Origin of the sequence: Natronococcus sp. CG52, assembly GCF_023913515.1 — an archaeon.
GTDB classification, from domain to species: Archaea; Halobacteriota; Halobacteria; order Halobacteriales; family Natrialbaceae; genus Natronococcus; species Natronococcus zhouii.
The window spans coordinates 3,192,638-3,216,715 of record NZ_CP099391.1; the positions used below are offsets into that span (position 1 = coordinate 3,192,638).

Here is a 24,078-nt window from a genome sequence, read left to right on the forward strand (position 1 = left end):
CGGGTCGCATACCGCAGGGCGATGACGATCGATCTGCCGGAGTCGCTCGCCGAGACGTGGCAGCCGCTCGGAACGCGAACCGGAGAGGCCTCAGTTCTCGTGGCCACGATAACGACCGAGACGACGCTGTACGAGCCGACCGATTCGACAGCACCGTCCGAACTCGGACCCAGCAGGATTCCCGTTCGGTCGCTGTTCGCCGTCGACGTATCGATTTCGCCGTCGCTGTCGGTGATCGGCGTCTCGCCCGAGTCGACGCTCTCGAAGGCCGCACCGAAGGCGAAATCGCAGTTCGTCGACACCCTCACGGACGAAGGGTTGGTCGTCGACGGAACGCGAGAGACGCTCGAGTTCGAGGGGCCGAACGGAAACGCCGGGAAGTGGTACGTCCTCGATGCGGCCTACCCCGTCGATTCCGATCTCACGGACGGTGACACGGATCGAATCGCGGCCGAAGCACACGTCGCGGTCTGGCCGACGGAGACGAGCTACGCGATGGCTGGCGGAACGCTCCCGCTGGAGGTTCCGGACGAGGTCACGGACGCGCTCGAGGAATCCCTCGACGTCGATCCCGAGCGCGACCGCGAGACGGTTGCAGCGTTGATCCGAACGATCGAGCCCGATGAAACAACCGACTAACGAACCGGTAGTGCGAACGTAAGCTTCGGTCACCGCAGTCCAACGCGTATCGTACCGACTATTATGCAGACGGATGTATTCAAGAAAGAGTACGTTACTCGCTATACTTATACGGCTGAGTAGCACTGTTGAGCTATGGACGAGAACCGACGGCCCATCGAGGCCGGTTCTCTCGTCGGAAGCGATGGCGTCTCTGATCGCGTCCAGGCGGTGTTCGATCGACTACCCGACGGCGTCTACGTACTCGATGCCGACTTGCAACACGTCGTCGTTAACGAACGCGCCAGCGAACTCCTCGAAATCGAACGAACGGAAGACGACGGGATAACGGAGAGACTCCGCTCGCTGTTCGATGGGGCTCACGAACGAGCACTCGAGCACCAGGAGCTGATAATCGCCGACGCGTACCATCCGTCCACCGACTCCTGGCTCGAAGCGCGCATTTCTCCCTCACAGACGGACGTAACGGGCTACGTTCGGGACGTAACCGAACGGAAAGAGCGCGACCGTCGGTCCGAGCGTCAACGCGAGCAGATGGAAGTGCTAAACGGCGTCTACACCGTCATGCAGGCGATCAACGACACGATCGTTACCGATTCGACGCGGGACGAACTCGAGCGCGTTACCTGCGAAACGCTCGCGAACGTACCAGCGTACGAGTTCGCGTTCGTTGCCGCAGTCAACTCGAAGACGGGAGACGTGATTCACCGGGTCGAAGCGGGTGTCGAGGGATACGTCGAGAGTATTCCGCTCTCGACCGATCCGGACGACCCGGCGGGTCGCGGGCCGGCAGGACGCGCAATTCGGACTCAGCGGCTCCAGGTCTCGAACGACGTCTTCACCGATCCCGACTTCGAACCCTGGCGCGAGGACGCCCACGAGCGCGGCTACCAGTCGGCCGCTGCGATCCCGATCGTTCACAGCGGCGGGCTGTACGGCGTTCTCGGGGTCACGAGCGCGAACCGATACGCGTTCGCGGACGAAGTACGGGAGGGGATCGGACAGCTCGGAGAGATTCTCGGCCACGCGATCGCCGCCCTCGAGCGCAAGCGCGCGCTGATGGGAGACGAACTGATTGAACTCGAGTACGAGATCCAGAACGCAGTCGACCTGTTCGACGGGCCGCCGATGGCCGATCAGTACGTCTCGTTCGAGCGCGTCGTACAGGTCGACGACGAGCAGTTCCTCGAGTACGGCATCACGGCAGTTGAGACGTTTCCGAACGTGGAGGAACTGACCGAATGCATCCCCCACTGGGAGGACGTAACGGTACTCGACGAGTCGGCCGGAGAGGTCACGTTCGAACTCGCGATCACGTCGCCGCCGATGTTCTCGGTCGTCGCCTCACACGGCGGCTACGTCGAGGCGGCCGCCATCGACGACGGCGATTACACGATGACGATTCACCTTCCGGAGAGCACGGACGTTCGCGCCGTTACCGAGGCGATTCGGGCCGTCTATCCGACGGCGACGAACGTCGCCCGGCGGCAAGTGACGCCCTCCAACGAGTCGATCGCGCAGATCCAGGACCATCTATACGGTGCACTGACCGAGCGCCAGCGCACCGTCGTGGAGACGGCGTACTACGCCGGTTTCTTCGAGTGGCCTCGAAACAGCTCCGGCGAGGAGATCGCGGCGACGCTCGGGATCACGCCGGCGACTTTCCACGAACACCTCCGGTCGGCCCAGCAGAAGATCGTCGCGGCGGTCTTCGACGAGCCGGATACGACGCGTGCGGATTCCAAACGGGACTGAGCGAGCCGTCGGTGCGACCTCCCGGGATTCATTACGAAGCCGACGAAGTATCGCGTATGCAAACTCACATCGTCCCGGTCGGCTTCGACTACGACCGGCTGATCGCGCCGCTGGTGCGCGATCAGATCGACGTCGACCGCGTCATCCTGCTCGAGGGCGCCGTCGGCAGCGAGGCCAACGTCGAGTACTCCCGACATCTCTCGGAGAAACTCGAAACGGACTTCCAGAACCTGCTCGGGGCCGAGACCGACCGGTTCGTCCTCGAGGACGTCTACGACTACGACGACGCGTTCGAGCAGGCGTACGGACTCATCACCGCCGAACTCGACCGCGGAAACGACGTCTGGGTCAACGTCGCCGCGATGCCCCGCACCGTCAGTTTCGCGTTCGCGACGGCGGCCCACTCGCTGATGGTCGAGCGCGAGGACGACCGCGAGGCGATCCACACCTACTACACCGCCCCGGAGAAGTACCTCGAGACCGAACTCGCCGAGGAGTTGCGCGAGGGGATCGCGCTGCTCGAGGACCTCCAGAACGATGCGACGGCGGACGATCGGATCGCGGAGCGACTCGAGAGCGCCCGGTCCCTGCTCGCGGAGTTCGACGAACGCGGGACGACGATCGGGGCGAAGGAAATCGACGGTCAGCACGTCGTCGAACTCCCCGTCGCTTCCTTTTCGAACGTCAAACCGTTCGAGGAACTGATCCTCTACAAACTCGGCGAGGACGGCGAGTTCGACTCCGTCTCCGAGCTCGCGGAGTCGCTGGCCCGGGAGTTGAACGAAGAGTACACCGACAGCTTCCGCTCGAAGGTCATCTACAACGTCGACCGTCTCGGTCCCGGCGGGAAGGGATACATCGAGCGCGAGGAACACGGGAAATCCTACCGGACGCGTCTGTCGCGGATCGGGGAACTGTGGGTTCGAGCACATTCTAACGACAGTTCGGAGCGATAGAACCGCAGGGCCAGCGTGCTCCGACGTTCGTGGCGGCGTCGTTCGGCCGGAGTCGGATCGGTGGTCGTTCCTCGCGACTCTCAAGTATGAGGGTGACGAACGTACGGCACACTCCCGATCCAACGATGACTGCAATCGACATCAACTGCGATATGGGCGAGAGCTTCGGAAACTGGACGATGGGACGCGATATCGAGGTGATGCCGTACATCACCTCTGCGAACATCGCCGGCGGATACCACGCGGGCGACCCGCACGTACTGCGGGAAACCGTCGAACTGGCCGCGGAGCACGACGTGGGGATCGGCATCCATCCCGGCCTCCCGGACAAGATGGGGTTCGGTCGCCGAACGATGGACGCAACTCCCGAAGAGGTGCGCGACTACGTCGTCTACCAGCTGGGCGCGCTGATGGCGTTCGCGAGCCGCCACGACGCATCGGTTCAGCACGTCAAGCCGCACGGCGCGATGTACTCGATGCTCTCCGAGAGCGAAGCCCACTGCCGCGCCGTCATGGAGGGCGTTCTGGAGGTCGACCCCGACCTCGTCTACCTGGCGACCGACATGAACATCTACGAGATCGCCCAGGAGTACGACGAACTGGACGCCGTCTTCGAAGGCTACGTCGACCTCGACTACAACGCCGACCGCACGCTGATCGTCGAGAAATCAGTCGAGCCGAAAGATCCAGACCTGGTCGCGGATCGAGTCGTCTCCATCGCGACGCGCGGCGAGGTCGAGGCCGTCGACGGCACGACGATCGACGTCCCCGCGTCGTCGATCTGTATTCACGGTGACGGCCCGAACTCGGTCGAGTTACTCGAGACGATCCACGAGCGACTCGAGGCCGAAGGAATCGACCTGGCTCGTCTCGACGAACTGGTCTGAGGGGTGACGAATACGTCGCCGCCCATTCGATCAGGAGTCGTCCAGTCCGTCGAACTGCTGATCGAGGTACTTCGTCGTGTGATCGCTCTCGACGAACACCTCGTCCTCGAGCACCGCGAGGTGGAACGGGATCGTCGTCGAAATCCCGTCGACCTCGGTCTCCTCGAGCGCACGCTTGCCGCGTTCGAGGACCTCCGTCCGGTCCTGTGCGGTCACGATGAACTTGCCGACGAGTGAGTCGTAGAACGGGCTTATCCTGTCCCCCTCGTTGACGCCGTCGTCGACGCGGACTCCCATTCCCGTGGGCGGGCGGTACGTTTCGAGGGTGCCGGGCGTCGGGTTGAACTCGTCGAAGGGATCCTCGGCGTTGATGCGAAACTCCATCGCAGTGCCTCGCGGTTCGACGTCGGACTGTTCGAACGACAGTTCCTCGCCCGCGGCGACCCGGAACTGCTCCTTGACGACATCGATGCCCGTGACCGCCTCGGTGACCGTGTGTTCGACCTGTATCCGGGCGTTCACCTCGAGGAAGTAGAAGTCGCCGTCCTCGTAGAGGAACTCCACGGTCCCGGCGCTGCTGTAGCCGGCTTCGCCGACGCCCGCTCGAGCGGACTCGCAGAGCTCTTCTCGGGTCTCGTCGTCGAGGGCCGGCGACGGAGTCTCCTCGATGAGTTTCTGCTGGCGACGCTGCACGGAGCAGTCGCGTTCGTAGAGGTGGCGGACGTTCCCGTGCGTGTCGCCGATAACCTGGACCTCGATGTGTCGCGGATTCTCGAGGAAGCGCTCGACGTAGACGGCGTCGTTGTCGAAGTACGCCTCTCCCTCACGTTTGGCGTTCCGGAACTGGTCGTCGACCTCCTCGGGTCCGCCGACGACTTTCAGCCCGCGTCCGCCGCCACCGCCGTCGGCCTTGATCGCCACTGGGTAGCCGTGCTCGTCGGCGAACGCTTTCACCTGCTCCTGATCGTCGACCGGTTCGTCGGTTCCGGGAACGATCGGGACGCCGGCCTCGTCCATGATGGCTCGAGCCCTGGTCTTCTCACCGAAGTCGGCCATCGCGTCTGCCGGAGGGCCGATCCAGATGAACTCGGAGTCCTCGACGCGGCGAGCGAACGACTCGCTCTCCGCGAGGAATCCGTAGCCCGGATGGATCGCGTCGGCGCCGGTCGCGGTCGCCGCCTCCATAAGCGACTCCTGATCGAGATAGCTCTTGCCGGCGACCGACGAGCCGACGTGATACGCTTCGTCGGCGCGGCGAACGTGTTTGGCCGTCTCGTCGGCGTCGCTGTAGACGGCAACCGTCTCGATCCCGAGTTCGGTCGCCGCTTGCATCACGCGGACTGCGATTTCGCCTCGATTCGCAACGAGTACTTTGTCGATCATCTGTTGGTGAGTTCGCACTACAACGACTCCTGAATTTCCTCGAGGAGATCGTCTCGCGCTCGACGGATCTCGAGCGCCTCCTCGACGTCGACGGCGTTGAAATCGACGGTGCTGTACGTTCGACACTGGGCGAGCGCGTCGCGCTCGGGACTCACGACGGTCCCGACGGTCACGTAGCCGCCGCCCGTCACGGCGTCTCGCATCAGAATGATCGGTTGGCCGGCCATCTGGATGGAGCCGACGGGGTAGCCGAGGTCGACGACGTTGGTGACGTCCGGTCCGGCACCGAAGGGTTGCTCGCGCTCTTCGAACATGTCGGTGATGTCGGGGCCCTCGAATCGGTAGCCGACCCGGTCGGCCTCGTCGGACACCTTCCACTCGGCGTCGATGAACCGCTGTCGTCCCTCGTCCGTGAGGCGATAATCACAGAGCCCCATCACGACGTTGATCTCGTTCGTCGAGTAATCCGGTCGGTTCTCCTCGTCGATCGAGCTGTCGACCATCGCGTCGGCGTCCGCGGCCGGCTCACCGATCGGCAGTTCGTCGCCTCCCTCGAGCGATCGGCCCTCGTGGCCGCCGATTCCGATCAGGGTGTACGTCGACCGACTGCCCATCACCGGCTCGATGTCGACGCCGCCGGCGACTGCGAGATACGACCGTGCGCCTTCCGTCGCGAACTCGAAGCTGAGGGTGTCGCCGGCCTCGGCCCGGACGGCCGTCCACGTCGGAACCGGTTCGTCCTCGAGCGAGGGGTCCATATCCGCACCGGTGACGGCGAAGACGACGTCCTCCTCGAACTCCACCTCCGCACCCGTGTAGGTCATCTCGAGCGTCGCGTCGGATTCGTCGTTTCCGACGAGCCAGTTGCCGACCTTGTGAGCGAACTGGTCCATCGCGCCGGATGGCGGCATTCCGATGTGATAGTGACCGTAGCGGCCGGTGTCCTGAACGGTCGTGACGAGTCCACCGTCGAGAATCCGCATCAGTCGAGCACCTCCAGGAGCTGCTCGTTGTAGCCGCGCGGATCCTCGAAGAACGCCTGCGGCTCGAAGTCGACCCGATCGTAGTTGTACTCGTACGTTCCGTCTTCGATCTCCTCGCGGATCGAGTCGTACTCCTCGCGGTCGATCTGCCGGAAGTTGAGGATGTCTCCCGGGTTCGGGAGCACCATGGATTCCTCGAAGGCCGACAGCTCCTGATCGACGTCCAACACCTCGACGGGCGTTCGACCGTAGAGCTGGTAGCCGCCAGCCCCGGGAACGGGATAGATCGCGGTGAACGCGCCGCCGAACCCGATCGCTCGGCTCGGCGTCGCCGTCCGCGGCTGTTCGTACTTCGGAACCTCGATCTGTTCGTCGCGAGGGACCATCTGGAAACAGAACGGCAGTCCGGGGACGAAGCCGATCATCGTCACCATGTGCGGTGCGCCGGCGTGGTGGTCGACGAACGCCTCGACGGAATCGAAGCCGTTGATCTCCGCGGAGTACTCGAGGTCCGTCGACTCCGGATCCTGATGGCGGTCGCGAAAGTCCATCAGCGTCTCGTTCGTCCACGGGTCGTCGTAGAAGACGGGAACGTCGAATACCCGCGCCTCCCACTGGTACTCCGAGACGTCGATCTCGTCCTCGAGCGATTTCAGCTCGTCGATCAGTTCGTCCGGGTGAAGCACGCCCGGATCGAACTGGATCAGGTAGGAGGCGTTCGACGGCGCAACCTCGATGAGCCCCTCGAGACTGTTCTGCCGAATCTCCTGTGTGATCGCCTGTGCCTTGAAGTTCGCATCGAAACTCATCGCTTCGTCGAGTTCGACGAACACCCAGTCGTCCCCGCCGTACTCGTACCGCGGAGACGGAAGCTCCTGTCTCGTTATCGTTCGATCACTCATCCTACTGAGTGGGAGAACGGTTACCACTGTATAGATACCGACTAGATTACGTCAGCAGTATTGATCTCATAATTATATACTCTCGTAAACAACCCCTCCAAACGAGGTTTACGTCCGACTGTAGAGAGTATAGGTTTGTCAAGATCTATATGTGCGGAGCCTGTATTGAACCGTAAGATTTCATAGATGACGACAGAACACATCCAGTCACCGATGCCCGGCGTCTTCTACACGCGGCCGGACCCGGACGAAGAGAACTTCGTCGACGAAGGCGACGAGGTCGCCGAGGGAGACGTCGTCGGGTTAGTCGGCGTCATGAAGAATTTCCACGATATTACGGCTCCAGCGGACGGGACGATCGCGGAAATCGTCGCGGAAAACGAACAGGAGGTCGACGCCGGTGACGACCTGCTGGTCCTCGAAACCAACTGACGCCCGACCCCGATCGCCGATCGACTTCTATTGCCGTCGGTACCGTGCTCGTAGTCGCTTTCGAGCGTTCTCGAGCGAAAGCGACGACGACCGCCGCTCACTGGTCGACGTCCAGCACCTCGTACAGCGCCCGTTCGGTGTCGATCGTGAGGAGGTGAGCGCGGTACTCGGCGGACGCCTGGACGTCCGAGACGAACGCATCGTCGTCCAGCGTGATGCCGGCCCGAGACGACGCCGCAGTGATCGTCTCCTCGGCGACTGCTGCGCCCTCGAGTTCGTCCTCGACGCCCGGCAGTCTCGTGGGAGCGGCCGTCGCACCGGTGACGGCGACTCGAGCCTGCCGGATCGTCTCGCCGTCGGTCCGGAGCCAGACGCCGACGCCGACCAGCGCGTACCCAGAGAGCGGATTTCGCCGCTTGTGGTAGCCGCTCACGGCGTCGTCCTCCGTCGGTATCTGGATTCCAGTAACGATCTCGTCGCGGGAAACCGCAGTCTCGAACGGCCCCTCGAAGAGGTCGGTCGCATCGATCGTCCGCTCGCCGTCAGGAGAGCGCGCCACGAGCGAGCCGCCGAGGGCGAGCAGCGCAGCCGGCGGATCCGAGCGCGCATCGCCGTGGGCGAGATTGCCGCCGATCGTGCCGCCGTTTCGCACCTGCGGATCGCCTAACTCCGCTGCGGCGTCGGCGAGTGCAGTCGCGTGCTGGCGAACGGTCCCGGAATCGGCGATCTCGGCGTGAGTAGCGAGTGCGCCGATCGATATTCCGTCGCCGTCGCCGCCGCTGTCACCGCTACCGCCGTCCGTCTCTTCGATCGCAGCGAGTCCGCTCAGCCGTCCGATGTCGACGAGCGCCGGCGGTGATTCTTCCCCCGTCTTCATCCGCGGGAGCAGACCGTGGGCCCCGGCGACCAGTTCGGCACCGTCGTGGTCGCCGAGCAGTGCGAGTGCGTCGTCGACGCTGTCGGCTCGGTAGTAAGCGAAGTCGTTCGTGTACATCAGCGATCGGCCTCCGTGGCTCGCCAGACCGACTCCGGCGTGATCGGCATGTCGAGGTGGTCGACGTCGAACGGCTCGAGCGCGTCGACGACGGCGGAGACCACGGTCGGCGTCGCCGCGATGGTCGCCGACTCGCCGACGCCTTTCACTCCGATGGGGTTGTGCGGGCTCGGCGTCACCGTGTTGTCCGTCTCGAACTCCGGCAACTGCGTCGAGTGGGGGACGGCGTACTCGTCCATCCGACGGGTCTCGAGGTGGCCATCGTCGTCGTAGGCCGCGCCCTCGTAGAGCGCGGCACCGATACCCTGTGCGATCCCGCCGTGGACCTGCCCCTCGACGATCATCGGGTTGATGATCTCGCCGCAGTCGTCGACCGCGACGTAGCGCTCGATCTCGATCTCGCCCGTCTCGGGTTCGACCTCGACGACCGCGACGTGGGTGCCGAAGGGGTAGGTGAAGTTCTCCGGGTCGTAGAAGTTGGTCTCCTCGAGCCCGGGATCCATCCCCTCGGGCAGGTCGTGGCCGAGGTAGGCCTCGTGAGCGATCGTCCGGATGTGCAGCGAGCGATCCGGCGCGCCGGCGACGCGGAACTCGCCGTCGTCGAACTCGATGTCGTCGACGCTCGCCTCGAGCTGGTGGGCGGCGATCCGGCGAGCCTTCTCCCGGACCTCGCGAGCGCCGCGGGCGATGGAGCCGCCGCCGACCGACGCGCTCCGACTGCCGTAGGTCCCCATCCCCTGGGGAATCCGGTCGGTGTCCCCCTCGACGACCGTGACGTCGTCGACGGAGAGGCCGAGTTCCTCGGCCGCGATCTGGGCGTAGGTCGTTCGATGACCCTGTCCCTGATCGGCCGTTCCCGCGAGGACGGTCACCGACCCCGTCGAGTCGAAGCGGACGATCGAACTCTCCCAGCCGCCGGCCTGGGCGCCGAGGTCGCCCGCGAGTCCGGAGGGCGAGAGGCCGGCCGATTCGACGAAGTTGGCGACGCCGATTCCGAGGTATCGGTCCTCCTCTCGGAGTTCGTCCTGGCGCTCGCGCAGTTCGTCGTAGTCGACGTGCTCGAGCGCCGCGTCCATCGCACGTTCGTACTCGCCGCTGTCGTAGACCAGCGCCGCCGCCGTCTCGAACGGGAACTCGTCGGGCTGGATCAGATTCCGCCGTCGCAGTTCGGCGGGATCCATCCCGAGCTCCCGCGCGCCGACGTCGACGAGCCGTTCGATCACGTAGATCCCCTCGGCCCGACCCGCACCGCGGTAGGCGTCGACGGGCGTCGTGTTCGTGAACGCGCCGACGACGCGGCAGTGGATCGCCGGGATCGCGTACTGGCCGGACAGGATGGTGGCGTACAGGTACGACGGCGTCGCGGTGCCGAACTGCGAGAGCTGTGCGCCGAGTCCGGCGTGAGTCTCGACTCGAACGCCGCGGATCGTCCCGTCGTCGTCGAGCGCGATCTCGCCGGTCGTCACGTGGTCTCGGCCGTGGCAGTCCGTCAGATAGCTCTCCGAGCGCGTCGCCTGCCACTTCACCGGTCGGCCGAGTTGCATCGAACACCAGGCCGTCACGGCCTCGTCCGGATAGTGGTAGATCTTGCTGCCGAAGCCGCCGCCGACCTCGGGGGCGATCACCTGAATCTCGTTCTCCGGGAGCCCCAGCGTCCCCGCCGAGAGCAGCATTCGGTGGAGGTGCGGGTTCTGACTCGTCATCCAGAGGCGGAGCTTCCCCGTCGTCTCTTCCCAGTCTGCGAGGGCCGCTCGCGGCTCCATCGCGTTCGGAATGATACGGGGCTGTCGGAGGTCGACGCTCGCGACTCGGTCGGCGTCGGCGAACGCCTCGTCGGTGGCGTCCCCGTCGCCGAGTTCGAAGTCGAAGGCGACGTTGTCCTCGGCCTCGTCGTGAACCGGCGGGACGTCGCGTTCGACGGCCTCGACCGGATCGGTGACGTGCTCGAGCGGCTCGTACTCGATCGAAATCAGCTCGAGCGCGTCGCGGGCCGCGTGTGCCGTCTCCGCGACGACGGCGGCGACGGCGGTTCCCTCGTGGCGGACCTTGTCCGTGGCGAGCATGCGATACTGCGGCTGGACGAGGCCGGGGAGGTCCCAGGCGGTCGGAATCGTATTCGGAACGCCGCTCTCGACGACGTCCTCGCCGGTGAACACCGCCACGACGCCGTCCACGGCCGCCGCGTCGCTGGTGTCAACGCTCTCGATGCGTGCGTGGGCGTGGTCGGATCGACGGATCGCCAGATGGGTCGTCCCGGGGAGCGAGATATCGCCGGTGTACTCCCCGTCGCCCGTCAGCAGTGGAACGTCCTCGCCTCGTTCGATCGCAGCGCCGAAGGCGCCACTGCTGCTGTCGTCGCTGGAATCCCTCTCGTCCGCGTCGCTCATCGTTGCTCACCCAACTGGTCGGCCGTGGCCTCGACGGCGTCGACGATGTTCTGGTAGCCGGTACACCGACAGAGATTTCCCTCGATCGCCTCTCGAATCTCTTCGCGCGACGGATCTTCGTTCTCTCGCAGGAACGTATCGGCGGACACGAGCATCCCCGGCGTACAGTAACCACACTGGAGCCCGTGGTGTTCCCGAAACCGCTCCTGCAGGGTCGTGAGGTCGCCGTCGTCGGCGAGTCCCTCGACCGTCTCGATCTCCGATCCGTCGGACTGGACGGCTAGGCGAGTACAGGACTTGATCGTCTCGCCGTTTTCCCTGACCGTACAGGCACCACACCGGCCCGTCTCGCAGCCGACGTTTGCTCCGGTATAGCCGAGTTTCTCTCGAAGCGCCGTCACGAGCAACGTTCGCGGCTCGACGGTCAGCTCGTGTTGTTCTCCGTTGACGGTTACCGATATATCGTGTTCTGACATTCATTGACCTCTGCGTTTGCGCCTCGTCTCGATGTGTGGATCGTTTCCAACCACCACGTTACGACCTCTCGTATCGTAGTTACCACATCGAGATAAATAGGTTTGCAACCGGGATCGCAGGCGGTGACGATCAGCGATGCGAGCGAAGGTTTACCGTCTGGAGCCCATTTGAGGGACAAGGATCCCCAATGGATACGAGACTCACTGACCGTCGACGGACGGTCGAACGGTCGCCGCCCGGGGTGAGAGATGACTGAACCGACTGCGACCCAGTTCGCGACGTTCACGGAGTCGGATCTCAGGCGACTCTTCGACCGGCAAGAGTACGTCGCCGAGGACGACGTCGTCGTTCCGGTACTGCTCGCACTCCGACTCGGGAAACCGCTGCTCGTCGAGGGCGAACCCGGCAGCGGGAAGACGGAACTGGGGAAGGTGCTGGCGGACGGTCTCGAGACCGAGCTCGTTCGGTTACAGTGTTACGAGGGACTGGCGGCCGAAAACGCGCTTTACGAGTGGAACTACACCAAACAGCTGCTTTCGGTGCAGGCCGGCGAGCGCGGCGTCGCCGACGACGGCTCGGTGTTCGACGAGGAGTACCTGCTGGAGCGCCCGCTGCTCCGGGCGCTGTCGGGCGAGCGTGAGCAGCCCGCCGTCCTCCTCATCGACGAAGTGGATCGGGCCGACCGGGAGTTCGAGGCGCTGCTACTCGAGTTCCTCTCGGAGTTCCAGGTCACGGTACCGGAACTGGGAACGGTCGAGGCGTCGGTGCCCCCGATCGTCCTCCTCACGTCGAACCGAACGCGGGGATTGAGCGACGCGCTCAAACGGCGCTGTCTGTATCTCCACCTGCAACCGCCGTCGTTCGAGAAGGAACGGGAAATCGTTCGGCGAAAGGCGCCGGAGCTCGACGGCGCGACGGCCGCCGAGATCTGCGGTGTCGTCCAGCGGCTTCGCGAAGAACCCCTGTTGAAACGGCCGGGAATCGCGGAGACGCTCGACTGGTCCCGTGCGCTCCTCGCGCTTCGATCCGAGACCGAGGGCGCCGGTAGTGAAGACGACGACGGCGAACCCGACACCGCGCTTTCACCCCAACTGATCGACCGAACGCTGTCGTGTCTGTTGAAGGAAGTCGAGGACGCGTCTCGGATCGACGACGACCTGCTCGAGACTCTCGCTCGGGCGGGCCGCGACGCTCGAGAGCGGACGGAGGCGCAGTGACCGGAGACGCGGAGTCCGCCGCGCTCGAAGCCGTTCGCGATCACGTTATTAGCGAAGTCGTAACGTTCGCCGAGGCGCTCCGGTCCGAGGGTGCAGTCGTTCCACCAACGGTGACTGTGACAGCCGCTCAGGCTATTGCGGAACTCCCCGAGTACGACGAGACGAGAGTTCGGGCTGCCCTTCGTGCTACACTCGTCTCTCAGCAACCGGATATCTCCACGTTCGAGCGGCACTTTCCGGCCTTCTGGACCAGACTCACGGGAGGCGAGACCGACGAGTCGTCCGCGGCCTCCGACAGCGCAACGCAGCCCTTTGCGGTGCCACAGGTTGGTGAATCGGACCAGGAGGGGAGAGACCGCAGTGATGCTGCGGAGTCTATCGAGCGGACAGAACGCGCGCAGTCGGCCGTGGTGGGATCGCACGCGTCTCCGGACGAGGACGACGAACCGGAGGCCGAACGGGACGATAGTCACGCGTTTCACGCGCTATCAACTCGAACCGGTCGCTCGGAACCGGTCGTCGTCGACGACGTCACGATACCCGATACGGACGGTCGCGAGCCGCTCGAGCGAATCGGCCGAGCCCTGGGACGGAAGCGAGGACGACGCTTCGAAGACGCACCGGAAGGGTCCAAGCTGAACGTCCGCCGAACCCTTCGACGGAGTTTCGGGACCGGCGGAACCGCGCTCGAGGTCGAGCGACACGATTACGATCGGACGGCGGTGAGCGCCGTCGTTCTCGTCGACGTCAGCCGGTCGGTCCTCGACAGTATCGATCGGGGGTTCTTGCTGGGCGTCCTCCGACGAATACACGCCGACTGGCGATCCGTCCGCGTATTCTTCTTCGATACCAGCCTGCGAGAGGTCACGGCGCAGTTCGACGAGCCGTCCGCCGATCGCGCGGTCACAGCCCTCGAGCGAGCCGAGACCGAGTGGGGCGGCGGTACCCGGATCGGAGACGCGATTTCGACCCTGCAAACCGACTACCCGGACGCCGTCGACCGAGAGACTGCCGTGCTCGTCATCAGCGACGGCCTCGAAGTCGGCGAACTCGATCGACTCGAACGGGGGATGGTCTGGCTCTCGACGAGAGCGGATTCCCTCCTCTGGCTCAATCCGCTGGCGACCGATAGCGAGTACGAACCGACGTGTCGAGGAATGGCGATCGCCTCCCCGTTCGTCGACGGACTGTTCGGGTTCGCTCGGCCGGCGGACCTCGAGGAGATCGCCAGACAGCTCTCGCTTCGTGGCGTTCACGGTCGGATCGGCTACGAGTACGACGGTCGTGGCGATTTGGTGCGGCTTCCACGAGAGAGACGCCGGGCGTGCGCGGACACGACGTCCGAGGTCGACGAGCAGTAATACGGCGACCGACGTCACGGGATGTCTGCGGAATCAGGTCAGTCGTCCATCGAGGATTCGCGGAGTTCGTCGCGGCGAATCCCTCCGGTCGTGGCTCGCGGCAGCGAGTCGCGGAACGCGATCGCTTCCGGGGTCGCGAGTTCCGGAAGCCGTTCGGCCGCGTGCGTGCGAAGTTCGTCACCGAGTGCGTCGCTCGCCTCGTGATCGTCGCCGAGGACGACGAACGCCTTCACCGCCTGCTCGAGGTCGGGATCCGGCGTCGGGGCGGCGGCGACCTCCGCGACGGCGTCGTGGTCCGAGAGGGCGCGTTCGACGGCGTAGGGGCCGATCCGCGAGCCGCCGCTGATGATCACGTCGTCGGCCCGGCCCTGGTACCAGACGTAGCCGTCCTCGTCGAGCCGACCCAGGTCGCCCGTCAGGTACCAGTCGCCGACGAACGTCTCGTCGGTCGCTTCGGGATCCTCCCAGTAGCCTAGGAAGAAACACGGGAACTCGCCGCGGACGGCGATCTCGCCCGTCTCGCCGGGCTCGAGTTCGTCCCCGGTGTCGGGGTCGACGACCGCCGCCTCGACGCCGGGGAGCGGCTTGCCCATGCTCCCCGGGCGCGTCTCGATCGAGGGGTAGGTGTTGACGATCATGTTCCCCGTCTCGGCCTGCCCGTAGCTGTCGTGGATCGGCGTTCCGAGCGTTTCCTCGCTCCACTCAATCAGGTCGGCGTCGAGGGGCTCGCCGGTGCTCACCGCGCGGTGGAGGTCGAGGTCTGCGTCGGCGAGGAGGTCGTCGCGGTCGCGGAGGCGACGGTAGAGCGTCGGCACGCTCGAGAGGGCGGTGACGGGAAACTCGTCGAGCAGCCCGACCCACGTTTCGGGGTCGAACTCGCCCTCGTAGGCGAGGAGGCTGTGGCCCCAGAACCACACGCCGAGCGCGTTGACCGGCGCGGTCAGCCAGCCGCGGTCGCCCGTCGCCCAGTAGAGGTCGGTCTCGTGTTGCTGGAGGTCGGCCGCGTACAGCTGGGCGGCGGCGACGCCGACGATCCACCGGTGGCCGTGGACGATCCCCTTCGCCGGCCCCGTTACGCCGCTGGTGTAGTACAGCAACGCGGGATCGGAGCCCTCGGTCCGGACGGTGTCGTACTCGAAGGCAGCCCGCTCCATCGCCTCGTAGTAGCTGACGTCGCCGCGCCGGACGCCGATCCCGTCGTCGCTGACGACGATCACGTGCTCGACCGACGGGACGTCCTCGAGCGCCGTCGCGATCGTCTCCCGGTGGTCGGGCGTCGTGAGTACGACGCGGGCGCCGCCGTCCTCGAGTCTGTAGGCGACCTGTTCGGGCCCGAACTGCTGATCGATGCCGCCGAAGACGCAGCCCGTCTTGAGCGTCCCGAGCATCGCGACGTACTGCTCGGGAACGCGGGGCACGTACGCGAAGACGCGGTCGCCGCGGTCGACGCCGAGGTCCTCGAGCAGGTTCGCGAATTTGTTGGACCGCTGGGCGAGCTCCCAGAACGTGATCGGCTCGCGCTCGCCGTCGGCGCCGACGAAGTACAGCGCGACGGTGCCGCGTTCGGTCCGGTGGCGATCGCAGACCTCGTGAGCGACGTTGATCTCGTCGGGTGCCTCCCAGTCGGCGTCCGAGTAGATGCTCTCCCACTCGAATACCTCGGAGAGTCCCTCGTAGTCCGCGAGGTTCGGTGCGGTATCCATGTCCGGAACACCTACGGCGTCGGACATAATTCGTGTGCCGGCGAGTCGGGTTCGCGTCCGGCGGGGGGATCCGCTCGAGTAACCGTTCGCGAAGCACGGCAACACGGTGAGACGGACGACGAACGCGAGGACGGTGCTCAGGCCCGTCACGAGATCGAACCGCCGAAGCGGCAGCGCGAGTACGAGGACGGGAAGGCCGCGAGCATCGCGAGAATGCGGCCGGCGCTCGAGGTCGCGAAATCCCGAATCTCGAGGAGGGGCTGACGGCGGTTCGAGAGGGAGGGGAGATTCGGCAGCCGACGCCCTCGCGGACCGAAATTCGACTGGACGACGACGAGCGGTCGGCCCGACGCGAAACATCTAACAGCGACCGAGAGGAAAGAGAAGGTATGACCGACTCCGTCGGCGCCGAACTCGACACCGGCGACTCCCGCGACGCCGTTTTCGTAGGGGCTCCGTAGTCCCCTACTCCCACCCCGTATCGACGGATGTATTGTATCCGACCAGCATTCACCGAGCAACGACCGGTATGCAGATGTACGATCAACTTCCGCAACTTCCGACGACGAATCGACGACGCCCGCGCCGGGCGGTGAGACCATGAGCACGGACGCCGACCACCGAGAACGCGACGAGGCGAGCCTCGAGGGCGGCTACGATCCCGAGGCCGTCGAGAACCGCTGGCAGGACCGCTGGGTCGACGAGGAGGTCTACGCCTACGACGGCGATCCAAAGCGCGATCCGAACACGGTCTACTCGATCGACACGCCGCCGCCGACTGTTTCGGGGAGCCTCCACATGGGCCACCTCTACGGCTCGACGCTCCAGGACTTCGCCGCGCGCTTCCAGCGGATGCACGACGGCGAGGTGCTGTTCCCCTTCGGCTACGACGACAACGGGATCGCCTCCGAACGACTGACCGAGGAGGAACTGGACATCCGCCACCAGGACTACGAGCGCCGGGAGTTCCAGGAACTCTGCCGCGAGATCTGTACGGAGTACGAAGCCGAATTTACCGACAAGATGCAGGGGCTCGGCTGTTCGATCGACTGGAACAACACCTACAAGACGATCGAGCCGCGCGTTCAGCGCATCTCGCAGCTCTCCTTCCTCGATCTCTACGAGAAGGGCCGCGAGTACCGCAAGAAGGCCCCGGCGATCTGGTGTCCCGAGTGCGAGACGGCGATCTCGCAGGTCGAGATGGAGGACGACGAGCGCCACTCCCACTTCAACGACATCGCGTTCGAGGTCGCTAGCGGAGGTGCAGAGCGCGACGAGTTCGTCATCTCCACCACTCGCCCGGAGCTGATCCCCGCCTGCGTCTCCGTCTTCATCCACCCCGACGACGACGAGAACCAGGATCTGGTCGGCGAGACCGCCCGCGTCCCGATCTTCGGTCACGAGGTACCGATCATCGCCGACGACCGCGTCGACATGGAGAAGGGCAGCGGCATCGTCATGTGCTGTACGTTCGGCGATCAGAACGACATCGAGTGGTACCAGGCCCACGACCTCCCGCTTCGCGTAGCGATCGACGAGTCCGCGACGATGACCGACCTCGCCGGCGACTACGAGGGGCTCTCTACGGAAGAAGCCCGCGAGGCTATCGTCGAGGACCTCGAGGACGAGGGCTACCTCCGGGACCGCTGGGAGATCACCCACGCCGTCCAGGTCCACGAGCGCTGCGACACCTCCGTCGAGTTCCGCGTCTCCAAGCAGTGGTACGTCGAGATTCTCGACCACAAGGAGGAGTATCTCGAGGCCGGCCGGGAGATGGACTGGTACCCGGAGAAGATGTTCTCCCGGTATCGCCACTGGATCGAGGGCCTCGAGTGGGACTGGCTGATCTCCCGCCAGCGCGACTCGGGAATCCCGTTCCCGGTCTGGTACTGTACCGACTGCGACCACGAGATCACGGCCGACCGGGAGGAGCTGCCGGTCGACCCCCTGAGCGACCAGCCGCCGGTCGACAGCTGTCCGGAGTGCGGCGCCGAGGAGTTCGTGCCCGAAGAGGACGTCTTCGACACCTGGGCGACTTCCTCGCTGACGCCCCTCATCAACGCCGGCTGGGACTGGGACGGTGAGGCCGAGGAGTTCACGATGGACAACCCCGAACTCTACCCGTTCGACCTCCGACCCCAGGGCCACGACATCATCTCGTTCTGGCTGTTCCACACCATCGTCAAGTGCTACGAGCACACCGGCGAGGTGCCCTTCGACGCGACGATGATCAACGGCCACGTGCTCGACGAGAACCGCGAGAAGATGTCCAAATCGAAGGGTAACGTCGTCGAACCCGACGAGGTGCTCGCCGACTACCCCGTCGACGCGGTTCGGTTCTGGGCGGCCAGCGCCGCCGTCGGCGACGACTTCCCGTACCAGGAGAAGGACCTGACCGCGGGCGAGAAGCTCCTGCGCAAGCTCTGGAACGCCTCGAAGCTCGTCGACAGCCTCGCGCCGGCCGATCCCGAGGAACCCGCCGAACTCGAGGCGATCGACCGCTGGCTACTGGCGGAGCTCGACGACGCCGTCGAGGAGCTGACGGCCCACCTCGACGACTACGAGTTCGCGAAGGCCCGCGACCGGCTGCGGACGTTCTTCTGGAACACCTTCTGTGACGACTACCTCGAGATCGCCAAGGGACGCGAGGACAACCCCTCGACCCAGTACGCGCTGCGGACCGCACACCGAACGTTCCTCGAGCTGTGGGCGCCGTTCCTGCCCCACGTCACGGAGGAAATCTGGCAAGCCCGCTACGCCGACGCTGACGGAGCTCTCGCCGAGACCAGCATCCACACTCGCGACTGGCCCGCCACGCAGGGACACGAGGCCGACCTCGAGGCCGGCGAGACCGCGATGGAGGTCATCTCGGCGCTCCGACGCCACAAGAGCGAGAATCAGCTGCCGCTGAACGCCGAACTCGAGTCGGTCTCGGTCTACGGACCCGTCGAGGGCTTCGAGGACGCGATCCAGAACGTGATGCACGTCCGGGAACTCGTGGTGCTCGAGGAGCCGCCCGAGATCACGACCGATGTCGCCGCGATCGACCTCGACTACTCGACGCTCGGCCCCCGCTACGGCTCGAAGGTCGGCGACATCGACGCCGGCATCGAGAGCGGAGAGTACGAGATCGACGACGACGAGGGTGTGCTCCGGGTCGCCGGCGAGGAACTCGAGGACGACCTGTTCGAGGTCGAACTCGAGCGAACGTACTCGGGCGAGGGCCAGATGCTCGAGACCGAGTCGGCGATCGTCGTTCTCGAGTAGCCTCACCGACCTCGTCCTGTCGCGAGGCCGGCCGCCGAACTTAGCAACGGCTCGCCGACTTACTCCTCCGTTAGCTCCCGCTCTCGCCACAGGGCCGTCGCGGCGACGCGGTCGCCGTCGACGTCGACCGACTGTTGCTCCCCGGAGGCGCCCAAGAGCGACTCGAGTGCGGCCTCGTCGGGGTCGTCGATAACCGCCGCGAACTCGCCGGTGGAGGTCTCTTCGTCTCGGACCGAAAGCGACGAGACGATGCTCTCGGCGTCCGCGAGCTCCTCGTACCCGAAGTCGACGAGTCCGCCGTCGTCGTCCGGCGTCCCGGCCTCGGGACCCGACTGACCGACGGCGACGTCGCCGGCGCCGGCGCTCGAGACGGCCCACGCGAACGCCTCGGAGGCGTCCGTCGCCCGCTCGCCGCCGCCCGTCGCGGCGCCGATGGTCGTCTCGAGGATCGGGACCGGATCGTCGGCCTCGCTGACGACCACGAGCGCGTCGCTGCCGACGGCGATGGCCGCGTCGTCGCCATCGACGGGAGTATAGACGTCGTACTCGCCGATCTCGGTCGTCGGCTCGAGTTGCCTGACGAAGTCGGCCTCCGGTTCGGCTGTAAGTCGGGTGTCGATCTCCGCGGGGGCGATGCTCCCGATCACGACGAACGCTTCGGGGGTCTGGAGCAGTTCCGAGACGGTCGACTCGAACGCGTCGTCGTCGTCCAGGAGCCGCCCGAGCCTGAACGGGGCGAGATTCAGCCCGACGAAGAAGTACGTCGAGAGCGCCCCCTCCGAGACGGGCGCGATCATCGGATCCGCCTCGTACTCCGCCGGGACCTCCTCGTCCGGATCCGCCTCCTCGAGTTCTCCCTGTACGTATTCATCGAGGCGCGCCCAATCGACGTAGGCGAACTCGAGTCCGCCGTCGTCGATCGTGAGCCACCGACTGTACGCCGGGAGTTCGTCGTCGGCCGTCTCCTGTGCAGCGACTGTGACAGAACCTGCGGTTCCGACGGTGGCCACCGATGCTGTCGCGCCCGCGCGTTTCAGTACTTCCCGTCGACTCGGCGTCATTAGACGGTAGCACGCCCTCGATTTCGATATAGCCCAGGCCATCGTTCGTCCCTCCGTGACTATCGAAGTCGTAACGAGTACCGGCACGCTCAGATATCTTGGCGCGTGAAGATCAGCAGGGCAAGGCCGAGCAAGACGAAAAACGCTACGAGAAGAACCCCGGCGTCGAGGAACGCGTACTCCTCGCGGACGAGAATGGCCGTCTCGTCGTAGTACTGACTCGGCGTGAAGTCGCCGATCCACTCGAAATCCGGGTCCACCCTCGATACGGCGTCGATCAGCCAGAGGACGAACACGAGGGACAGGGCCGCCGCTCTGGCGGTTCGCACGCGGTCGACGAGCACCGAGATTACGAGTCCGATGCCGGCACAGACCAGCAGGTAGGGAACCGAGAGCAGGTGCACCATCGCGAGGGCAACCGGGTTGAACGACTCGCCGACGACGAGCGCGCCGACGTAGACGATGACCGGAACCCCGACGTTCAACGCGACCAGGGGGACCCACAGGGCGGCAACCTTCTGGAGCACCACCGACTCGCGAGAGACTGGATTGGAGAGCGTGAGGTCCATTTTCCGGTTCTGTACGTCGCCCGCGATCAGGCCGGCCCCGACGTACGCGAAATAGATGGCGACGAGGAGCACCCAGAAGAAGGAGTAGATCTCGGCAGCGATGAACCCCTCGATCGTGTGTAATTCTTCGATCCCGAACAGGTCGAACATATAGCTCGGGAACGCCTCCTCGAGCACGTCCATCTCCTCCTGGATCCCCGGAAACATCGAGAAGTAAAGCGCCGACAGCAGGGCGAATACGACGATCAGAAAGACCGAACTCCGGACATGCTTCCTGGACTCGAGTCGGAGAACGGCCGTCACAGTGTCACCTCCATTCGATCGCCTGTGTCGTAGTCACGACGGACCAAGTGAGCGATCCCACAATCGACTCGATCGGTGTGCTCGTCGTACGGCCGTGTTCGGACGTCATGTCAGATATCCCTCCGTGTGAAGATCAGGACGGCGACGCCCAACAGGACGAGAAACACCGCGAGGAGGATCCCGGCGTCGAGAAACGCGTACTCCTCGTGGACGAGAATCGCCGTCGGATCGTAGTACCGACTCGGCGTGAGGTCGCCGACCCACTCGAAATCGGGATTCATGTGGGAGAGGCCGTCGACCAGCCAGAGGACGAACACCAGCACCAGTGCCGTACCCTGGGCGGTTTCGACGCGATCGGCGAAGACAGACAGGACGATCCCGATTCCGGCACAGACCAGCAGATAGGGGATCCCAAGCAGGTGCACCATTGCAAGGGCAACCGGGTTGAACGACTCTCCGAGGAGATTCGAACCGACGAGTAGCACGATCAGCAGCCCGATATTCAACGCGACCAGGGGGACCCACAGGGCGGCGATCTTCTGGAGGACGACCGACTCGCGAGAGACCGGATTGGAGAGGGTGAGATCCATCCGACGCGTGCGGATGTCCCTCGAGATCATGCCCGCGCTGATGTACGCGAAATAGATTCCAGCGAGGAGGAGCCAGATGAACGGGAAGATGTAGCCGCCGACGAATCCCTCGATCGTGTGTAGCTCTTCGATACCCAGCAGTTCGAGTATGAACACCGGATACACGTCCTCGAACAACTCCGCTTCTTCCTGAATGCTCGGGAATACGACGAGAAAGAACGCTGAGAGCAGGACGAGCAGCCCGGTCAGGGTGAGTGTACCGCGGAGAAGCTTTCCCGACTCGTTGCGAAGGATGGCCGTCATCCTCCCTCCGCGGGGGAGTCGTCCCCGTAGTAGTGTTTGAAGATGTCGTCGAGCTGGGGATCCCCGATATCGACGTCTTCGATCTCGAACCGGACGAGATGCTGCAGCAACGCGGCGGATTCGCCGGTGTAGGTGAACCGAACCGTGCTGTCGACGGTCTCGACGTCGATCATCTCCGCCGTGACGAACCGCTTCTCGTCGACCGCCTCCGCCAGCTGCACCCGAACGTGCTTTCCGCCCCGCTCGAGCAAGTCGTCGACGTCCTCGAGGGCAACCAGTCTCCCGTCCCGAATGATACCCACGCGATCGCAGATGCGTTGCACTTCACTGAGGACGTGTGACGAGAAGAAGACGGTCTTTCCGGCGTCGCGTTCCGCCTCGAGGAAGGCGTGCATCCGGTCCTGCTTGAGCGGGTCCAGCCCGGCCGTCGGTTCGTCTAGAATGGCGAGGTCTGGATCGTGCATGAACGCCTGTACGATTCCGAGCATCCGACGATTCCCCGCCGAGTACGTCTCGATCCGCTGATCGAGCGGCGGATCGAACAGCTCCAGTAACTCCTCGCGTCGCTCGTCGCCACGCATCCGAGCGAAGTAATCGAGTGCGTGGCGACCGGTGAGTCGCTCCTCGAAGCCGAGCGTATCCGGCAGATACCCGACGTTGGCTTTGACCTCGGTGAGCGCCCGTCGATCTCGGATGTCTGCACCAAGTACTTCTGCGGTACCCGAGGTCGGTTTGATGAGCCCGAGCAACAGCCGAATAGTCGTCGTCTTTCCTACTCCGTTCGGACCGAGGTAGCCGAATATTTCGCCGGCCTCGATGTCGAAGGTGACAGCATCGTTGGCGGTGATGTCACCGTAGCGTTTGGTGAGGCTGTCCAACCTGATCGTAGCCGTATCGTGGTCCGATTCGGTCTCGACTTCTTCGGTCTGGGTACGCATAGTCACCACCTGTTTTGAAAACGCGTAGCCGAACGCGACAACCGCCACACACTCCTCGACGACTCAGTCGAATATAAAATACTGTTTGTGACATTACACACTATCCTAACGAGAGGATAGTATTGACTGGCGAACACATTCCGTCAGGATACACGCAGGCCCTGTAGCAGCCGATCACTCCGTCCCGACCGTTCACCTCGAGGAGTACAACGGGACGGTCCCGCTATTCGTCGCGACGGCGATGGGCACGACGAACACCGGTTGGGCGTAGCCGACACTCGAGAACGACGATCGCCGACTCGGTCTCGAGCATCTGGCCCTCGCCCGAGTGCGTTCGCTCGAGTTCGACCTCGAACACGTCGTTCTCGAGGACGCCTGACTCGCACCCGATAGTTTACCTTTCGAAGCAACCGCTCGTCCCTCCCGTATGGTGATTTCTCCCGAAACCGCCCGGAATCGTTCACGGGTGTGGGACGTACTCGAGAGTTGTCCGCTACTCGCCCGCTAGAGAAGAGTTATGTGAACCACCGACAACCGTCCGCTGTGCTCTGCTGAAGTTGATCGAAGCCGACACGTCGGCGTTTGCTGTGTAAGCCGAGTACGGAGCACACTAATGACGACAGAAACTACACACGGAGACGTATCCGACACGCACGCCACTCTCTCACCAGCTACCGTCTTCGAGTTGCTTCTCGACGACCGACGTCGATACGCGCTGTACTACCTCTCTCGACGGGTCGGAGCGATCTCGCTCGAGGAACTCGTCGACGGCGTCGCGCGGATGGAGGGTGTACCGACACGGCGGCGACTCGACGCGATCGCGATCGAGTTCCACCACAATCACCTGGACCGGTTGGTCGAGGCGGGCGTGTTGCGGTACGATCGGGACGCCGAAACGGTCGAACGGCGTCCGGCGGCGCGAGCGCTCGATCCGCACCTCGAACTGGTGTACGGCGAGCGCCCGTAGCGCC

General features: G+C 64.6%; 21 protein-coding genes. 9 read left to right on the forward strand and 12 right to left on the reverse strand.

The genetic code is table 11. From position 1 onward, the window contains the following. Positions 1–21: 21 nt before the first annotated feature. The 4 genes from NED97_RS16015 (at position 22) to NED97_RS16030 (ending at position 4,237) form a co-directional block, all read left to right on the forward strand. Positions 22–639, forward strand: coding sequence for a hypothetical protein (locus NED97_RS16015; protein ID WP_252488017.1), 618 nt, complete (start codon positions 22–24; stop codon positions 637–639). Between the two features lie 135 nt (positions 640–774). Then, a complete protein-coding gene (locus NED97_RS16020) occupies positions 775–2,394 on the forward strand; it encodes a bacterio-opsin activator domain-containing protein (RefSeq protein WP_252488018.1) in 1,620 nt (539 codons plus the stop codon). A gap of 56 nt (positions 2,395–2,450) precedes the next feature. Next, on the forward strand, positions 2,451–3,350 hold the full coding sequence (locus NED97_RS16025; RefSeq protein ID WP_252488019.1) for an HFX_2341 family transcriptional regulator: 900 nt from the start codon (positions 2,451–2,453) through the stop codon (positions 3,348–3,350). 125 nt (positions 3,351–3,475) lie between these two features. Next, the gene (locus NED97_RS16030) at positions 3,476–4,237 is read left to right on the forward strand and encodes a LamB/YcsF family protein (protein WP_252488020.1); all 762 of its coding nucleotides are present in this window, start codon (positions 3,476–3,478) and stop codon (positions 4,235–4,237) included. Between the two features lie 30 nt (positions 4,238–4,267). Here the strand turns inward: NED97_RS16030 and NED97_RS16035 are convergent, their stop codons facing one another. From NED97_RS16035 to NED97_RS16045, 3 genes are read right to left on the reverse strand one after another with little or no spacing between them, the layout of a single operon-like run. Beyond that, on the reverse strand, positions 4,268–5,620 hold the full coding sequence (locus NED97_RS16035) for an acetyl-CoA carboxylase biotin carboxylase subunit (protein WP_252488021.1): 1,353 nt from the start codon (positions 5,618–5,620) through the stop codon (positions 4,268–4,270). A gap of 17 nt (positions 5,621–5,637) precedes the next feature. Next, complete coding sequence (locus tag NED97_RS16040) at positions 5,638–6,603, reverse strand: 5-oxoprolinase subunit C family protein (RefSeq protein WP_252488022.1); 966 nt, start codon at positions 6,601–6,603, stop codon at positions 5,638–5,640. Next, a complete protein-coding gene (locus tag NED97_RS16045; RefSeq protein ID WP_252488023.1) occupies positions 6,603–7,505 on the reverse strand; it encodes a 5-oxoprolinase subunit B family protein in 903 nt (300 codons plus the stop codon). The genes NED97_RS16040 and NED97_RS16045 overlap by 1 nt, the downstream gene beginning before the upstream one ends. Before the next feature lie 186 nt (positions 7,506–7,691). Between NED97_RS16045 and NED97_RS16050 the strand changes: the two genes are divergently transcribed. Then, positions 7,692–7,937, forward strand: coding sequence for an acetyl-CoA carboxylase (locus NED97_RS16050; protein ID WP_252488024.1), 246 nt, complete (start codon positions 7,692–7,694; stop codon positions 7,935–7,937). 97 nt (positions 7,938–8,034) lie between these two features. Here the strand turns inward: NED97_RS16050 and NED97_RS16055 are convergent, their stop codons facing one another. Genes NED97_RS16055 through NED97_RS16065 form a run of 3 tightly spaced genes read right to left on the reverse strand, consistent with a single transcriptional unit; the run spans position 8,035 to position 11,794 of the window. Further along, on the reverse strand, positions 8,035–8,931 hold the full coding sequence (locus NED97_RS16055) for an FAD binding domain-containing protein (RefSeq protein ID WP_252488025.1): 897 nt from the start codon (positions 8,929–8,931) through the stop codon (positions 8,035–8,037). Further along, complete coding sequence (locus NED97_RS16060; RefSeq protein WP_252488026.1) at positions 8,931–11,318, reverse strand: xanthine dehydrogenase family protein molybdopterin-binding subunit; 2,388 nt, start codon at positions 11,316–11,318, stop codon at positions 8,931–8,933. Before NED97_RS16060 ends, NED97_RS16055 begins: the two co-directional genes overlap by 1 nt. Beyond that, positions 11,315–11,794 (reverse strand): (2Fe-2S)-binding protein, encoded by a 480-nt coding sequence (locus NED97_RS16065; protein WP_252488027.1) that lies wholly within the window; start codon positions 11,792–11,794, stop codon positions 11,315–11,317. Before NED97_RS16065 ends, NED97_RS16060 begins: the two co-directional genes overlap by 4 nt. A 249-nt stretch (positions 11,795–12,043) precedes the next feature. Here NED97_RS16065 and NED97_RS16070 point away from each other — a divergent pair, with 249 nt between their 5' ends. Continuing rightward, positions 12,044–13,012, forward strand: a complete 969-nt coding sequence (locus NED97_RS16070; protein WP_252488028.1) for an AAA family ATPase — start codon at positions 12,044–12,046, stop codon at positions 13,010–13,012. After that, the gene (locus NED97_RS16075) at positions 13,009–14,373 is read left to right on the forward strand and encodes a VWA domain-containing protein (RefSeq protein WP_252488029.1); all 1,365 of its coding nucleotides are present in this window, start codon (positions 13,009–13,011) and stop codon (positions 14,371–14,373) included. The genes NED97_RS16070 and NED97_RS16075 overlap by 4 nt, the downstream gene beginning before the upstream one ends. Positions 14,374–14,411: 38 nt before the next feature. Here the strand turns inward: NED97_RS16075 and NED97_RS16080 are convergent, their stop codons facing one another. Then, entirely contained in the window at positions 14,412–16,076 is a 1,665-nt protein-coding gene (locus NED97_RS16080; RefSeq protein ID WP_252488030.1) for an acyl-CoA synthetase, read from the reverse strand. Positions 16,077–16,222: 146 nt separating this feature from the next. Next, positions 16,223–16,684, reverse strand: a complete 462-nt coding sequence (locus tag NED97_RS16085; RefSeq protein WP_252488031.1) for a hypothetical protein — start codon at positions 16,682–16,684, stop codon at positions 16,223–16,225. Here NED97_RS16085 and NED97_RS16090 point away from each other — a divergent pair. Further along, positions 16,677–19,343, forward strand: coding sequence for a valine--tRNA ligase (locus NED97_RS16090; RefSeq protein ID WP_252488032.1), 2,667 nt, complete (start codon positions 16,677–16,679; stop codon positions 19,341–19,343). The genes NED97_RS16085 and NED97_RS16090 overlap by 8 nt on opposite strands. 59 nt (positions 19,344–19,402) lie before the next feature. Here the strand turns inward: NED97_RS16090 and NED97_RS16095 are convergent, their stop codons facing one another. The 4 genes from NED97_RS16095 to NED97_RS16110 form a co-directional block, all read right to left on the reverse strand. After that, positions 19,403–20,404: a hypothetical protein gene (locus tag NED97_RS16095; protein ID WP_252488033.1), complete on the reverse strand. Its 1,002-nt coding sequence runs from the start codon at positions 20,402–20,404 to the stop codon at positions 19,403–19,405. Between the two features lie 89 nt (positions 20,405–20,493). Continuing rightward, positions 20,494–21,276, reverse strand: coding sequence for an ABC transporter permease (locus tag NED97_RS16100; RefSeq protein ID WP_252488034.1), 783 nt, complete (start codon positions 21,274–21,276; stop codon positions 20,494–20,496). Between the two features lie 110 nt (positions 21,277–21,386). After that, complete coding sequence (locus NED97_RS16105) at positions 21,387–22,169, reverse strand: ABC transporter permease subunit (RefSeq protein ID WP_252488035.1); 783 nt, start codon at positions 22,167–22,169, stop codon at positions 21,387–21,389. Further along, the gene (locus NED97_RS16110; RefSeq protein WP_252488036.1) at positions 22,166–23,107 is read right to left on the reverse strand and encodes an ABC transporter ATP-binding protein; all 942 of its coding nucleotides are present in this window, start codon (positions 23,105–23,107) and stop codon (positions 22,166–22,168) included. The genes NED97_RS16105 and NED97_RS16110 overlap by 4 nt, the downstream gene beginning before the upstream one ends. Before the next feature lie 613 nt (positions 23,108–23,720). Here NED97_RS16110 and NED97_RS16115 point away from each other — a divergent pair. Next, positions 23,721–24,074, forward strand: a complete 354-nt coding sequence (locus tag NED97_RS16115; RefSeq protein ID WP_252488037.1) for a DUF7344 domain-containing protein — start codon at positions 23,721–23,723, stop codon at positions 24,072–24,074. Positions 24,075–24,078 lie beyond the last annotated feature (4 nt).